This is a genomic window from Paraburkholderia sp., assembly GCF_050742655.1.
Taxonomy (GTDB): Bacteria; Pseudomonadota; Gammaproteobacteria; order Burkholderiales; family Burkholderiaceae; genus Paraburkholderia.
Genome location: NZ_JBOIGG010000013.1, coordinates 45,096 through 58,261, shown reverse-complemented (window position 1 = coordinate 58,261; position 13,166 = coordinate 45,096). Strand labels below are relative to the sequence as shown.

Sequence of the window (13,166 nt, the reverse complement as noted above, 5' to 3'; positions counted from 1 at the left end):
AGGGAATCGGTAAATCGCGATTGTAGCGGATTAGCCCGCGAGGTCGTAACGCGGAGGGGGTCCGGGTTTCTCCTGCCCCGCCGGGCGGCCATCGGACGCCTCCGACACGGCACAGATCCGCTGTACGAACGCCGCCCGGGGCTGCGCCAGAAAGCCGTCCTGAAAGGCCACCACTCGCAGCCTTCCGCGAACCACATCGAGCAGTTCGCCCGGTGCGAGCAGGAAATCGGGCCGCGACGGTTTGCCGACGGTCTCGTTGCCCTGCGCGAAAGTCTCGTAGATCAGCACGCCGCCGGGCGCGAGCGCCGACAGCAGTGCCGGAAACAGCGGTCGATGCAGATAGTTCGTGACGACCACCGCGGCAAAGCGCGTGTCGTCGGGCAGCGGCCAGCCGGCGGTTTCGAGGTCGGCGGCGAGCGGTTTGACGAGCGGCTCGCTGCGCAGTTCCACCAGCGCATCGGTATCGCGATCGATCGCCGTCACCGGATGCCCGTGCGCCGCAAACCAGCGCGTGTGACGTCCGCTGCCGCACGCGACGTCGAGCACCGCGCCGCCCGGCGCGACCAGATGCGTCCAGCGACGCACCCAGCGCGACGGCTCGCCGGTCACGGGAGCAGCGGAAGTCGGCCTGCTCATACGGTAAATGCGCGCGGACGATCAGTTGTACGCGAGACCCATCGCCTCGCGCACGTCGCGCATCGTCTCCACCGCGAAGCGGCGAGCCTTGTCGCAGCCGTCCGCGACGATCGCGCGCAGCAGCGACGGATCGTCCATGTACTTCTGCGCACGCTCGAGCATCGGCTGCTGTTCGCGCAGGATGCCTTCGATCACCGGCTGCTTGCAGTCGAGACAACCGATGCCCGCCGTCCGGCAACCCTTCTGCACCCATTCGTGCGTGGCTTCATCGGTGTAGACCTGATGCAGCTGCCACACCGGGCACTTGTCCGGATCGCCCGGATCGGTACGGCGCACGCGGGCCGGGTCGGTCGGCATCGTGCGGACCTTCTTCGCGATCGTTTCGGCATCCTCACGCAGGCCGATCGTGTTGCCGTACGACTTCGACATCTTCTGCCCGTCGAGCCCCGGCATCCGCGACGCTGCGGTCAGCCGCGCCTGCGGTTCGGGCAGGATGATCTTGCGCGCGCCTTCGAGATAGCCGAACAGCCGCTCGCGGTCGTTCAGCGACAGGCTCTGCGACTCCTGCAGCATCGCGCGCGCCTGCTCGAGCGCCTCGTCGTCGCCTTCCTGCTGGTACGCGTTGCGCAGCTCGTGATACAGCTTCGAGCGCTTGCCGCCGAGCTTCTTCGCGGCCTCGAGCGCCTTCGCCTCGAATTCCGGCTCCCGGCCGTACATGTAGTTGAAGCGGCGCGCAATCTCGCGCGTCATCTCGACGTGCGGCACCTGGTCTTCGCCGACCGGCACGAGCGACGCGCGATACAGCAGGATGTCCGCCGCCATCAGCACCGGATAACCGAGAAAGCCGTAGGTGGACAGGTCCTTGTCCTTCAGCTTCTCCATCTGCTCCTTGTACGTCGGCACGCGTTCGAGCCAGCCGAGCGGCGTGCTCATGCCGAGCAGCAGCGACAGCTCCGCGTGCTCGGGCACACGACTCTGGATGAACAGCGTCGCCTGCGCCGGGTCGATGCCGGACGCAAGCCAGTCGATCAGCACTTCCCAGACGTTCTTTTCGATCACCTCGGGGGTTTCGTAGTGCGTCGTCAGCGCATGCCAGTCGACGACGCAAAAGAAGCACGGGTATTCGGACTGCAGCCGCACCCAGTTTTTCAGCACGCCGTGATAGTGGCCGAGGTGCAGCGACCCGGTGGGCCGCATGCCGGAGAAGATACGGTCTGGGAACATGGTTTTATGAGAATAGCGAAACGAGAGGAGACAGGATGATGGTCACCGCTTCGTAACCGATGCTGACGAGCGGCCGCAACCAGTACCGCGTCAGCGTGCCCGTCATCACGAGCGCCATCACGATGAAGAAGCCGTAGGGCTCGATGCGCGACAGCGCGATGGACTGCCGCGTCGGCAGCAGCGCGGCGAGTATGCGGCCGCCGTCGAGCGGCGGCAGCGGAAACAGGTTCAGCACACCGAGCACGAGGTTCACGCCGACGCCGGCCGCAGCCATCCGCGTAAAGAACGGCTCGTCGACGCCGGCCACCGCGAGCCCGACGCTCAGCACGCCCCATATGAGCGCCTGGATGAAATTGCACGCGGGTCCCGCGAGCGCGACCCACAGACTGCCCCAACGGGGATTGCGCAGGTTGCCGAACGCGACCGGCACCGGCTTCGCGTAGCCGAACATGAACGCGCCGCTCGTCGCGAAGTACAACAGCAGCGGGATCGCGATCGTGCCGAGCGGATCGATGTGCCGCATCGGGTTGAACGACACGCGACCGAGCACGTAGGCCGTGTTGTCGCCGAGCATGCGCGCGACGTAACCGTGGGCTGCCTCATGAAGCGTGATCGCGAAGATCACCGGCAGCGCGTAGACAACGATAGTTTGTATCAGGGAAGAATCCATAGCGCGCTATTGTAGCAACGCGGCCGCATACGGCCGGCCGCTTTCTTTTACGATGTGTTGGCGGCACCCCGCTGCGCCGCTCATGCCGGCTGCTCGAGCCCGAACGGCGCGAGACTGCCGCGCCCCGCACGCACCAGCACCGGCTCCTCGCCGCTCAGGTCGATGACAGTAGACGGCTCGCACGGACAGGCGCCGCCGTCGATCACGAGATCGATCTGCTTTTCGAGACGCGCGCGGATGTCGTCAGGGTCGTTCAGCGGTTCTGTTTCGCCGGGCAGGATCAGCGTCGAGCCGAGCAGAGGCTGACCGAGTTCCTCGAGAATCGCGAGCGTAATCGCGTGATCGGGAACGCGCAGCCCAATGGTTTTGCGCGACGGGTGCGACAGCCGGCGCGGCACTTCCTTGGTGGCCTGCAGCACGAATACGTACGGGCCCGGCGTTACCGATTTGATCAGCCGGTACTGGCGGTTGTCGACCATCGCGAAATTGGAAAGCTCCGACAGATCGCGCACGAGCAGCGACAGCAACTGACGCTCGTCGAGTCCGCGAATCCGCCGTAGCCGTTCGACCGCCTGCTTGTCGTCGAGATGGCACGCGAGCGCATAGCTCGAATCGGTCGGCAGCGCGACGACACCGCCGTCGTTGATGATCTGCACCGCCTGCTTGATCAGACGCGGCTGCGGATTGTCCGGATGAAGCCGAAAAAGTTGCGACATGTCTATCAGAGAATGAAGTGGGACGCGACTATGGCCTGCTTCGCCGGATGCCTGCTGTGTGCCGTGGCGGCACCGCGCGGCATCACAGCCAGCGTTCCCAGACGGGCTTGAGATCGGCGGGAAGCGGCGGCAGGCTGCCGAGGTCGACGCGGCCCTCGCCCGGTGCATGAAAATCGGATCCGCGCGACGCTTCGAAACCGAAGCGGCGCGCCACGTCCGCATATTCGCGATACTGGTCCGGCGTATGGCTGCCAGTGACGACTTCGATCGCCTTGCCGCCGAGATCGATGAACTCGCCGAACAGCGCATCGAATTCCAGCGGCGTGTACGCGTAACGGCCCGGATGCGCGATCACCGCCTCGCCGCCCGCAATCTGAATCCATTTGACCGCATCCGCGAGCTTCGCCCAGCGATGCGGGACGCAGCACGGTTTGCCGTCGCCCAGATAACGGGTGAACGCGTCCTGGGTCGACTGCGCGTAGCCCTGGTCCACCATGAAACGCGCGAAATGGGTCCGCGACATCATGTCCGGGTTCGACACGTATTTCAGCGCGCCTTCGTACGCGTCCGGGATGCCGAGCGTGGCCAGCTGCTCGCCGATCGCTTCACCGCGCGCCGCACGTCCGTCGCGGGTACGCGCGAGACCGTCGACGAGCGCCGCGCACTCGGGATCGACGTGCAATCCAACCACGTGCACGGTTCGCGAGGCCCACGTCACCGAAATCTCGACGCCGCTGAGATAGTCCATGCCGAGCGCCTCGGCCGCTTCGCGTGCTTCCCGCTGACCGCCCAGCTCGTCGTGATCCGTCAATGCCCACAGCGTCACGCCGCCGGCGTGCGCGCGACGCGCGACGTCGACCGGCGCGAAATGGCCGTCGGAAACGGTGGAGTGACAGTGGAGATCGGCGTTCATGGGTGCGTGAGGAAATTCACTCCATTTTACTGCAATGCAGTAACGCGGACGCGGGCAATCTCCGTAGCGGCTTACGCCGCCCCTACAGCGCCTTATGCGCAAAAAGTCATTGGCGTGACCACTGAAGTGACATCACGCGCAGAACGCCTCGATTAGCGCGGCCACCTGCTCCGGCTGATCGTGATGGACCATGTGCCCCGCGTCGTCGATGATTTTTTCGCGCCAGTTCGGGAAGGCACTGAAACGCGCCTTGAACTCCGCGAGCGGAATCTCGCCGGCAATCTGCGCGAGCGTCGGCGACGCGACCGCTTCCACGTGCAGCACTTTCGCACGCACCTTGGCCCACACCGCCATCACCTCGTCGAGCCGGTACAGCATCGGCCCGCGCAGTTTGTGCGCGGGATCGGCGAGCAGCATGTAACCGCCCTCGCCGTCCGGCCGCGACCAGTGCGGCGCGAGAAAGCGCGCGCGCTGCGGCTGCAGCCGTTCGTTGGTCTTGATGAGACGTGCGGCGACATCGTCGAGCGACGCGTAGTGCTTCAGGCGCGGCGGCTCGCGCATTTCATCGAGCCACGCCCGCAGACGATGCGGCGTCTGCGCGGCATACGCCGGTGGCAAGCCAAAGCCCTCCAGATCGACGACACGGCGCACGCGCTCGGGCCGCGCGCCCGCGTACATGCACGCCACATTGGCACCCATGCTGTGCCCGACCAGATTCACTTCGCCCGACGGCGCGTAGTGGTCGAGCAGCGCATCGAGATCGGACAGGTATTCGTGAAACCAGTAATGGCCGCCGCCGTTCGCCGCAACCGGCCAGTCCGACAGCCCGAAGCCGCGCGCGTCCGGAGCGATCACCTGCCAGTCGCCGCCGAGCGCATCGACGACGAACTGGAACGACGCGGCGACGTCCATCCAGCCGTGCAGCATGAACAGCGTGGGCGCGTCCGCGTTACCCCAGCGGCGCACGTGCAGCCGGACGCCACGGACGGTAACGAATTCGGACAGGGAAGTATTCATGAGCAACCCAAAAAAAGAACGATCGTCCGATTATAGCCAGCTTCGCTCACGGCTGCCGCGTGCCGGAGGGATCGCTCGATCGCTCAGTCTGCAGGTGGGTTGTCGGAGGCGGCCAGCGCCGCCAGTTCAGTTTCGTCGAAACCGGCGTCGCGCCGTGCGGCGAAGTTGAACGGGCCACGCAGCTTCGGCGCGTGGTAGCGGTCGGCAAGCGCAACATAGGTCGGATGGGGATCGAGCCCCCGCTCGTCGCACAGGTGCCGGAACCAGCGGTTGCCGATCAGCACGTGGCCGATCTCGTCGTGCAGGATCACGTCGAGAATCTCCGCCGACGCGTGATCGCCCGCCTGCTGGAGCCGCGCGCGAATCGGCGGCGATGCGTCGAGCCCGCGCGCTTCGAGCGTGCGGGGCACGAGCGCCATCCGCGCGAGCACGTCGTCGCGGGTGCGGTCGCACATGTCCCAGAGGCCGTCGTGCGCGGGAAAATCGCCGTACGCGTGACCGAGTTCGGCGAGCCGCGCGACGAGCAGTGAGAAGTGATGCGCCTCCTCCGCTGCGACCTTCAGCCAGTCGACGTAGAACGCGTGCGGCATGCCTGAGAAACGCCAGACGGCGTCGAGTGCGAGATTGATCGCGTTGAATTCGATGTGCGCGAGCGCGTGCAGCAGCACCGCGCGCCCTTCCGGCGACTGCATACTGCGCCGCCCTAGCCGTCGCGGCTCGACCAGTTCGGGACGGGCCGGCCGTCCCGGCAGATCGTTCGGCTCCGCGATCGCCGCGTCGGGCAGACACACCGCCGCGCCGCTCGCAACCTGCTCGCGCAGCAGACGCGTGGCCCGCGCCTTCACCGGCGGATCGGATTCGCGCAGCGCGACCAGCGCGACGGTCCGCGCACACAACGGCGCGGACGGGACGGAACCAACGGAAGCAACGGAAGCGATAGAACTCATGACGTCATGGCAGACGGAAACACGGTCTGCGAGAAAGAGGCAGAGGAAAGCCGATACGGCGCGGCAGCCGGAAGAACCTGCGCAGGCATCCGGTCCTCCGGATCCCACGTCACCCAGCCTGCATGTACAACCGTTTACAATACGCGATTCGATCACGATGCAGCGCGCTGGCGCTGCGAACGCGTGCTGGCGCCGGCCGCGCGGCACGCGACGCACAGGAGACACCGTGGCAATCTACAAGCTGGGCGGCGCAGCCCCGACCATCCATGAAAGCGTGTTCGTCGCGGACACGGCGACGATCATCGGCAAGGTCTCGCTCGACGAAAACGCCAGCGTCTGGTTCGGCGCGGCGATCCGCGGCGACAACGAGCCGATCACGGTCGGCACCGGCAGCAACATCCAGGAAGGCGCAGTGCTGCACACGGACCCCGGCTACCCGCTGACGATCGAAGCAAACGTGACGATCGGCCATCAGGCGATGCTGCACGGCTGCACGATCAAGGAAGGCGCGCTGGTCGGAATTCAGGCGGTGGTCTTGAATGGTGCGGTCATCGGCCGCAACTGTCTGGTTGGTGCGGGCGCGGTCGTAACCGAAGGCAAGGTGTTTCCGGACAACTCGCTGATCCTCGGCGCGCCAGCGAAGGTAGTGCGCGAACTGACGGACGCGGATATTGCCGGCATGCGGCGCAACGCGGCGACTTATGTGGAACGCCGCGAATATTTCAAGGCACAGCTCGTGCGGATCGGCTAAGTGCAGATTAGGTGCCGGTCGCGCGATGGCGTGCAGGTGCGGCGACCAGCCGTGCCATTAGACAAGGAAAAGTTGTGAAGGACGAGTTGCAAAAGTTCATCTTCAGCGCGGCGCCGGTGCGCGGCGAGATCGTTTCGCTGCGGAACACGTGGCAAGAAGTGTTGACGCGCCGCGACTACCCGACGCCCGTACGTACGGTGCTCGGCGAAATGATGGCCGCGTGCGCGCTGCTGTCCGCGAACCTGAAATTCGACGGCACGCTGATCATGCAGATTTTCGGCGACGGGCCGGTCAAGATGCTGGTCGTGCAGTGCGGCTCGGATCTGTCGATGCGCGCCACCGCGAAATTCTCGGGCGACGTCGCGGCCACGATCGGCGACGACGTGACGCTGATCGAGCTCCTCAACGCGGGTGGCCACGGTCGCTGTGTAATCACGCTCGATCCGCTCAACAAACAGCCCGGCCAGCAGCCGTATCAGGGCATCGTGCCGCTGTCGGGCGTCGATGGTCCGCTGAAATCGATGGCCGAGGTGCTCGAACACTACATGCACCACTCGGAGCAGCTCGACACGCGGCTGTGGCTCGCTGCCGATGCCGACCGCGCGGTCGGCATGCTGCTGCAGAAGCTGCCCGGCGACGGCGGCATCGTCCCGCATCCGGGCGAACTCGACGCCGACACGTGGGAGCGCGTGTGCACGCTTGGCGGCACACTGTCGCGTGAGGAACTGCTGACCGAGGAGCCGGACACCGTATTCCGCCGCCTGTTCTGGCAGGAGAACGTGCAGCACTTCGAGCCCGCCACGGCGCGCTTCCAGTGCAGCTGTTCGCGCGAACGGGTCGGTGCAATGCTGAAGATGCTGGGTCGCGAGGAAGTCGACAGCGTGCTCGAAGAGCGCGGCCACGTCGAAATCCACTGCGAGTACTGCAATCAGCGGTACGAGTTCGATCCGGTTGACGTCGCGCAACTTTTTCTCGCCACCGGGCTCTCAGAAGGATTGACGCCCGCCGCGACGCAACGGCACTGATCGCGTCGCCGCAGCGTGGGGTGAGGTATGACGGACGGTTGCCCACGCGATAACAGCCGCGGGCACGGCCGACGGGAGATTTAAAAATGACAACGCCTCTTTCCATTTTTTTGCTGCCGGGCCGCCGAGCGGCGATCGCCGCGTCGCTGACGGCCGGCGCCGTGGCACTTGCCGGCTGCGCGCTGGAGCCGCCAGGCCCCGCGCCGATCTATAGCCGTCTGCCGGCAGATCAATCCGGGCTGCCGAACGGTGCCCGCCCGCTGACCGAACAGGAACGCCAGCGCTACGACGCAATCGACCGGCAGGTGCTGAACGAGCAGAACCAGTCGATGGCCGCCGAAGCTGCCGCTGAGGCGTATGCGCGCTATTACAGTCCGCCGGTAAGCGTCTATGGCAGCTATTACGGCGGCGGTGGATGGGGCCGCGGATGGGGAACGGGCGTGGGCTACGGCTATGCGCCGGGATGGGGATGGGGCTGGTAACGTCAGGAGTAGTCCCCGGCTTTGGCCAATAAAAAAAGCGCGATGAAAATCGCGCTTTTTTCGTTTCCGGGAACCTCGACCCGCCCCGCCGTCGTCCCATCAATGCTGGGCCACCGCACCCTTTGCATCCTTGCTGTCCTTACCCTTCTTGCCCGCATGTTTGCGGTCAGGCCTTGCGCGCGATTCCGGATTCGGCACGACGCGCACCGGTGCCGCCGACATCACACCACGCGTCGACGTGGCCGAGGTCTGTGAGGTCTGTGAGGTCTGTGTATTCGCCACCGGGCTCGATGCGTTCGGCGACACGAACTGCACGAACACTTCGCTGTCCTTTACCATCCCCATCTCGTAACGCGCGCGTTCCTCGACGGCCGACGTGCCGTTCTGCAGATCCTGCACCTCACCCTCGATCCGTTCGTTGCGCACCTTTTCATCGGCGTTCTTTTTCTGCTGTTCGCCGAGTTGTTGCTGCAGTTCGTGAACGCGCAGCCAGCCGCCATGCCCCCACCAGAGTGGGTACTGGATCAGCGCCAGCAGAACGATCAGAACGACAGTGACGAGCCGCATGAAAAAGGGAGTGCAGATAATACGAGCCGCCCTGCGCTATACGCAGGGCGGCGGGTCGATGCTGAAATGAAGGATGACGGCTGCAACGCTTAACGCAGGTTGTAGAACGCCGACTTGCCCGGGTAGCTCGCGATATCGCCGAGATCTTCCTCGATGCGCAGCAGCTGGTTGTATTTCGAGATACGGTCGCTGCGCGACAGCGAGCCGGTCTTGATCTGCCCGGCGTTCAGCCCGACTGCGATGTCGGCGATCGTCGAGTCTTCGGTTTCGCCCGAGCGGTGCGAGATCACTGCGGTGTAGCCGGCGCGCTTCGCCATTTCGATCGCTGCAAAGGTTTCGGTCAGCGTGCCGATCTGGTTGATCTTGATCAGGATCGAGTTCGCGACACCCTTCTCGATGCCTTCCTTCAGGATCCGCGTGTTCGTGACGAACAGATCGTCGCCGACCAGCTGGATCTTCTTGCCGAGCTTGTCGGTGAGCAGCTTCCAGCCGGCCCAGTCGCTTTCGTGCATGCCGTCTTCGATCGACACGATCGGGAACTTGTCGGCGAGCGTCGCGAGGTAGTCGGTGAATTCCGCCGACGAAAGCTGCAGGCCTTCGCCCGCCAGCTGGTACTTGCCATCGTGATAGAACTCGCTCGCCGCGCAGTCGAGCGCGAGCAGCACGTCTTCGCCGGCGCGGTAGCCAGCTTTTTCGATGGCTTGCAGAATGGTGGACAGGCATTCGTCGTTGCTGCCGAAGTTCGGCGCGAAGCCGCCTTCGTCGCCGACCGCCGTGCTCATGCCGCGGTCCGCGAGGATCTTCTTCAGCGCGTGGAACACTTCGGCGCCGCAGCGCAGCGCTTCGCGGAAGCTCGGCTGGCTGACCGGCACGATCATGAATTCCTGGATATCCAGGCTGTTGTTCGCGTGCGCGCCGCCATTGACGATGTTCATCATCGGCACCGGCAGTTGCATCGCACCCGAGCCGCCGAAATAGCGGTACAGCGGCAGGCCGGCTTCTTCCGCGGCGGCTTTCGCGACGGCCATCGACACCGCCAGCATCGCGTTCGCGCCGAGGCGCGACTTGTTGTCGGTGCCGTCGAGTTCGAGCAGCGTCTTGTCGAGGAACGCCTGCTCGGAGGCGTCGAGCCCCATGATCGCTTCGGAGATTTCGGTGTTGATATGCTCGACCGCTTTCAGCACGCCCTTGCCGCCGTAGCGGCCAGTTTCGCCGTCACGCAGCTCGATCGCCTCGCGCGAGCCGGTCGATGCGCCCGACGGCACCGCTGCGCGGCCCATCGTGCCCGATTCCAGCAGCACGTCGCATTCGACGGTGGGGTTGCCTCGCGAATCGAGAATCTCGCGACCGATGATATCTACGATAGCACTCATGGTTTCCTCAAGAAATAACGGTGGATGCTTTCCGGTGACGACTGCATTCGCGCCGTGCGTCTGTCGTCAGACGCCGCTGAAGGTCGTCGGTTCATCTGCGCGCCGCAGCCGGTCAACCCGGTCGAGCAACGCGTTGCGTATCTTCGTGGACCCGCGTGTCGATGTCGTGCATCGCCGCCGGCCGTTCGCCTCTCCTCCATCGGTTCATCCACGGCGCAGATCGCGAGATCGCGCCGCGGATGCCGCATCAGTTGAAATCGCTCTCGAGGAACGGGGTGCGCTTCACCGCCCGGTCCAGCGTAACCAGGGTTTCGAGCAGATCGGCCATGCGGTGCAGCGGCACCGCGTTCGGGCCGTCCGATTTCGCTTCCGCCGGGTTCGGGTGAGTCTCCATGAAGACGCCCGCGATGCCCGACGCGATCGCCGCGCGCGCGAGCACCGGCACGAATTCGCGCTGGCCGCCCGAGCTCGTGCCCTGTCCGCCCGGCAGTTGCACCGAGTGAGTTGCATCGAACACGACCGGCGCGCCGGTTTCGCGCATGATCGCGAGCGAGCGCATATCCGACACGAGGTTGTTATAGCCGAACGAAACGCCGCGTTCGCAAGCCATGAAGCGGTCTTCCGACAGCCCCGCTTCGCGGGCCGCGTCGCGTGCCTTGTCGATCACGTTCTTCATGTCGTGCGGCGCGAGAAACTGGCCCTTCTTGATGTTGACCGGTTTGCCCGAGCGCGCGCACGCGTGGATGAAGTCGGTCTGCCGGCACAGGAACGCCGGCGTCTGCAGCACGTCGACGACGGCAGCGACCTGCTCGATCTCGTGCTCGCTGTGGACGTCGGTCAGCACCGGCAGATCAAGCTGGCGCTTCACTTCGGACAGGATGCGCAGCCCTTCGTCCATACCGAGGCCACGAAACGACTTGCCGCTGCTTCGATTGGCCTTGTCGTACGACGACTTGTAGATGAACGGCACGCCCAGCTTCGCGCAGATTTCCTTCAGCCGGCCGGCGGTGTCGATCGTCATCTGTTCGGATTCGACGACACACGTGCCCGCGATCAGGAAGAACGGCTTGTCGAGGCCGGCTTCAAACCCGCAGAGTTTCATGCTTTCTCCTTCACTTCGCTCACCGTGTGCGACTGCTGGTGCGCAAGCGCCGCTTCGACGAACGACTTGAAGAGCGGATGACCGTCGCGCGGCGTGGACGTGAATTCCGGGTGGAACTGCACGCCGACGAACCACGGATGCATATCGCGCGGTAGTTCCATCATTTCCGGCAGATCCTCGCTCGGGGTACGCGCGCTGATGATAAGGCCGCCCGCTTCGAGCTGGGGTACGAAGCGGTTATTGACTTCATAACGGTGGCGATGGCGCTCGTTCACGTCCTTGCCGTAGATCTCCCCGGCCATCGTGCCGGGCTTGATCGGGCAGCGCTGCGAACCGAGCCGCATCGTGCCGCCGAGATCGGATTCCTCAGTGCGCTTCTCGACCTTGCCGTCGCGGTCGTACCACTCGGTGATCAACGCGACGACGCGGCTCGGCGTGGCCGGATCGAATTCGGTGCTGTTTGCATTGGCGAGGCCGACCACGTCGCGGGCGAACTCGATCACCGCGAGCTGCATGCCGAGACAGATGCCGAGGTACGGCACCTTCGCTTCGCGTGCGTAGGCGATAGCCTTGATCTTGCCTTCGGTGCCGCGCCGGCCGAAGCCGCCCGGCACGAGCACGGCATCGAGATGCTTGAGGCCGTCGACGCCGTTCGCGTCGATCTCTTCCGAGTCGATGTACTCGATGTTGACCTTCGTCGACGTATGGATCGACGCGTGACGCAGCGCTTCGATCAGCGACTTATACGACTCGGTCAGATCGACGTACTTGCCGACCATGCCGATCGTCACTTCGTGCTGCGGGTTCTCGAGCTTGTCGACGAGCGAGGCCCATAGCGACAGGTTGGCCGGCTTCGGCGCAATCTTGAGTTCTTCGCAGACGATCTTGTCGAGCCCCTGGTCGCACAGCATCTGCGGAATCTTGTAGATGCTGTCGACGTCCCACACGGAAATGACCGCGTCTTCCGGCACGTTCGAGAACAGCGAGATCTTCGCGCGTTCGTCGTCGGGGATCGGACGGTCGGCGCGGCACAGCAGTACGGTCGGGAAGATGCCGATTTCGCGCAGCTTCTGCACGCTGTGCTGCGTGGGCTTGGTCTTCAGTTCGCCGGCCGTGGCGATGAACGGCACGAGCGTGAGGTGCACGAAGCACGCGCTGTTGCGCCCCATGCGCAGGCTCATCTGCCGCGCGGCTTCGAGGAACGGCAACGATTCGATGTCACCGACGGTGCCGCCCACCTCGACGATCGCGACGTCCGGCTCACCGCACGTCGCGGATGCCGCGCCGCGTTCGATGAACGCCTGGATTTCGTTCGTGATATGCGGAATGACCTGCACCGTCTTGCCCAGATAATCGCCGCGGCGTTCCTTGCGGATCACCGATTCGTAGATCTGGCCGGTCGTGAAGTTGTTGGCCTTGCGCATCTTCGTACTGATGAAGCGCTCGTAATGGCCGAGGTCGAGATCGGTCTCCGCGCCGTCTTCCGTCACGAACACTTCGCCGTGCTGAAACGGGCTCATCGTGCCGGGGTCGACGTTGATGTAGGGATCGAGCTTGAGGAGGGTGACTTTGAGGCCGCGCGATTCGAGGATCGCGGCGAGAGAAGCGGCGGCAATACCCTTGCCGAGGGAAGACACTACGCCGCCGGTGACGAAAACATATTTGGTCATCGCTGGATGCTCGCGGGAAAAACGGATTATACCGTAAAGCAGGGCCCCAACCCAGCAATCTGCGGGGCATCCG

General features: G+C 64.8%; 14 protein-coding genes. 3 read left to right on the top strand and 11 right to left on the bottom strand.

From position 1 onward, the window contains the following. Positions 1-30: 30 nt before the first annotated feature. From ACREXZ_RS18950 to ACREXZ_RS18920, 7 genes are all read right to left on the bottom strand, one after another. Complete coding sequence (locus tag ACREXZ_RS18950) at positions 31-636, bottom strand: class I SAM-dependent methyltransferase (protein WP_431765650.1); 606 nt, start codon at positions 634-636, stop codon at positions 31-33. A 21-nt stretch (positions 637-657) separates the two neighbouring features. Beyond that, positions 658-1,860, bottom strand: coding sequence for a tryptophan--tRNA ligase (locus ACREXZ_RS18945; RefSeq protein WP_431765649.1), 1,203 nt, complete (start codon positions 1,858-1,860; stop codon positions 658-660). Between the two features lie 4 nt (positions 1,861-1,864). Next, on the bottom strand, positions 1,865-2,530 hold the full coding sequence (locus tag ACREXZ_RS18940; RefSeq protein ID WP_431765648.1) for a site-2 protease family protein: 666 nt from the start codon (positions 2,528-2,530) through the stop codon (positions 1,865-1,867). A gap of 80 nt (positions 2,531-2,610) precedes the next feature. Then, positions 2,611-3,246, bottom strand: a complete 636-nt coding sequence (locus ACREXZ_RS18935; RefSeq protein WP_431765647.1) for an L-threonylcarbamoyladenylate synthase — start codon at positions 3,244-3,246, stop codon at positions 2,611-2,613. A gap of 82 nt (positions 3,247-3,328) precedes the next feature. Further along, positions 3,329-4,159: a 3',5'-nucleoside bisphosphate phosphatase gene (locus ACREXZ_RS18930; RefSeq protein ID WP_431765646.1), complete on the bottom strand. Its 831-nt coding sequence runs from the start codon at positions 4,157-4,159 to the stop codon at positions 3,329-3,331. A gap of 132 nt (positions 4,160-4,291) precedes the next feature. Continuing rightward, complete coding sequence (locus ACREXZ_RS18925) at positions 4,292-5,176, bottom strand: alpha/beta fold hydrolase (RefSeq protein ID WP_431765645.1); 885 nt, start codon at positions 5,174-5,176, stop codon at positions 4,292-4,294. A gap of 83 nt (positions 5,177-5,259) precedes the next feature. Next, positions 5,260-6,123, bottom strand: coding sequence for a ferritin-like domain-containing protein (locus ACREXZ_RS18920; protein ID WP_431765644.1), 864 nt, complete (start codon positions 6,121-6,123; stop codon positions 5,260-5,262). Positions 6,124-6,349: 226 nt separating this feature from the next. On the opposite strand from ACREXZ_RS18920, the gene ACREXZ_RS18915 reads away from it, so the two are divergent. The 3 genes from ACREXZ_RS18915 (at position 6,350) to ACREXZ_RS18905 (ending at position 8,381) form a co-directional block, all read left to right on the top strand. Next, a complete protein-coding gene (locus tag ACREXZ_RS18915) occupies positions 6,350-6,874 on the top strand; it encodes a gamma carbonic anhydrase family protein (RefSeq protein ID WP_431765643.1) in 525 nt (174 codons plus the stop codon). A 74-nt stretch (positions 6,875-6,948) separates the two neighbouring features. Next, a complete protein-coding gene (hslO, locus tag ACREXZ_RS18910; RefSeq protein ID WP_431765642.1) occupies positions 6,949-7,899 on the top strand; it encodes an Hsp33 family molecular chaperone HslO in 951 nt (316 codons plus the stop codon). An 86-nt stretch (positions 7,900-7,985) separates the two neighbouring features. Further along, positions 7,986-8,381 carry a hypothetical protein gene (locus tag ACREXZ_RS18905; protein ID WP_431765641.1) on the top strand — a complete coding sequence of 132 codons (396 nt, stop codon included), beginning with the start codon at positions 7,986-7,988 and terminating at the stop codon, positions 8,379-8,381. Between the two features lie 99 nt (positions 8,382-8,480). Here ACREXZ_RS18905 and ftsB read toward each other — a convergent pair whose 3' ends face one another. The 4 genes from ftsB to ACREXZ_RS18885 all read right to left on the bottom strand — a co-directional run bounded on the left by ftsB (position 8,481) and on the right by ACREXZ_RS18885 (position 13,093). After that, positions 8,481-8,948 carry a cell division protein FtsB gene (gene ftsB / locus ACREXZ_RS18900; RefSeq protein ID WP_431765640.1) on the bottom strand — a complete coding sequence of 156 codons (468 nt, stop codon included), beginning with the start codon at positions 8,946-8,948 and terminating at the stop codon, positions 8,481-8,483. A gap of 89 nt (positions 8,949-9,037) precedes the next feature. After that, on the bottom strand, positions 9,038-10,321 hold the full coding sequence (eno, locus tag ACREXZ_RS18895; RefSeq protein ID WP_431765639.1) for a phosphopyruvate hydratase: 1,284 nt from the start codon (positions 10,319-10,321) through the stop codon (positions 9,038-9,040). Positions 10,322-10,568: 247 nt separating this feature from the next. Then, a complete protein-coding gene (gene kdsA / locus ACREXZ_RS18890; protein ID WP_431765638.1) occupies positions 10,569-11,423 on the bottom strand; it encodes a 3-deoxy-8-phosphooctulonate synthase in 855 nt (284 codons plus the stop codon). Further along, positions 11,420-13,093 carry a CTP synthase gene (locus ACREXZ_RS18885; RefSeq protein ID WP_431765637.1) on the bottom strand — a complete coding sequence of 558 codons (1,674 nt, stop codon included), beginning with the start codon at positions 13,091-13,093 and terminating at the stop codon, positions 11,420-11,422. The genes kdsA and ACREXZ_RS18885 overlap by 4 nt, the downstream gene beginning before the upstream one ends. Positions 13,094-13,166 lie beyond the last annotated feature (73 nt).

What these genes read in the sequence shown, in the direction of transcription:
- ACREXZ_RS18950 (WP_431765650.1), bottom strand. Translation starts at nt 636, where the DNA reads ATGAGCAGGCCGACTTCCGCTGCTCCCGTGACCGGCGAGCCGTCGCGC.
- ACREXZ_RS18945 (WP_431765649.1), bottom strand. Translation starts at nt 1,860, where the DNA reads ATGTTCCCAGACCGTATCTTCTCCGGCATGCGGCCCACCGGGTCGCTG.
- ACREXZ_RS18940 (WP_431765648.1), bottom strand. Translation starts at nt 2,530, where the DNA reads ATGGATTCTTCCCTGATACAAACTATCGTTGTCTACGCGCTGCCGGTG.
- ACREXZ_RS18935 (WP_431765647.1), bottom strand. Translation starts at nt 3,246, where the DNA reads ATGTCGCAACTTTTTCGGCTTCATCCGGACAATCCGCAGCCGCGTCTG.
- ACREXZ_RS18930 (WP_431765646.1), bottom strand. Translation starts at nt 4,159, where the DNA reads ATGAACGCCGATCTCCACTGTCACTCCACCGTTTCCGACGGCCATTTC.
- ACREXZ_RS18925 (WP_431765645.1), bottom strand. Translation starts at nt 5,176, where the DNA reads ATGAATACTTCCCTGTCCGAATTCGTTACCGTCCGTGGCGTCCGGCTG.
- ACREXZ_RS18920 (WP_431765644.1), bottom strand. Translation starts at nt 6,123, where the DNA reads ATGAGTTCTATCGCTTCCGTTGCTTCCGTTGGTTCCGTCCCGTCCGCG.
- ACREXZ_RS18905 (WP_431765641.1), top strand. Translation starts at nt 7,986, where the DNA reads ATGACAACGCCTCTTTCCATTTTTTTGCTGCCGGGCCGCCGAGCGGCG.
- ftsB (WP_431765640.1), bottom strand. Translation starts at nt 8,948, where the DNA reads ATGCGGCTCGTCACTGTCGTTCTGATCGTTCTGCTGGCGCTGATCCAG.
- eno (WP_431765639.1), bottom strand. Translation starts at nt 10,321, where the DNA reads ATGAGTGCTATCGTAGATATCATCGGTCGCGAGATTCTCGATTCGCGA.
- kdsA (WP_431765638.1), bottom strand. Translation starts at nt 11,423, where the DNA reads ATGAAACTCTGCGGGTTTGAAGCCGGCCTCGACAAGCCGTTCTTCCTG.
- ACREXZ_RS18885 (WP_431765637.1), bottom strand. Translation starts at nt 13,093, where the DNA reads ATGACCAAATATGTTTTCGTCACCGGCGGCGTAGTGTCTTCCCTCGGC.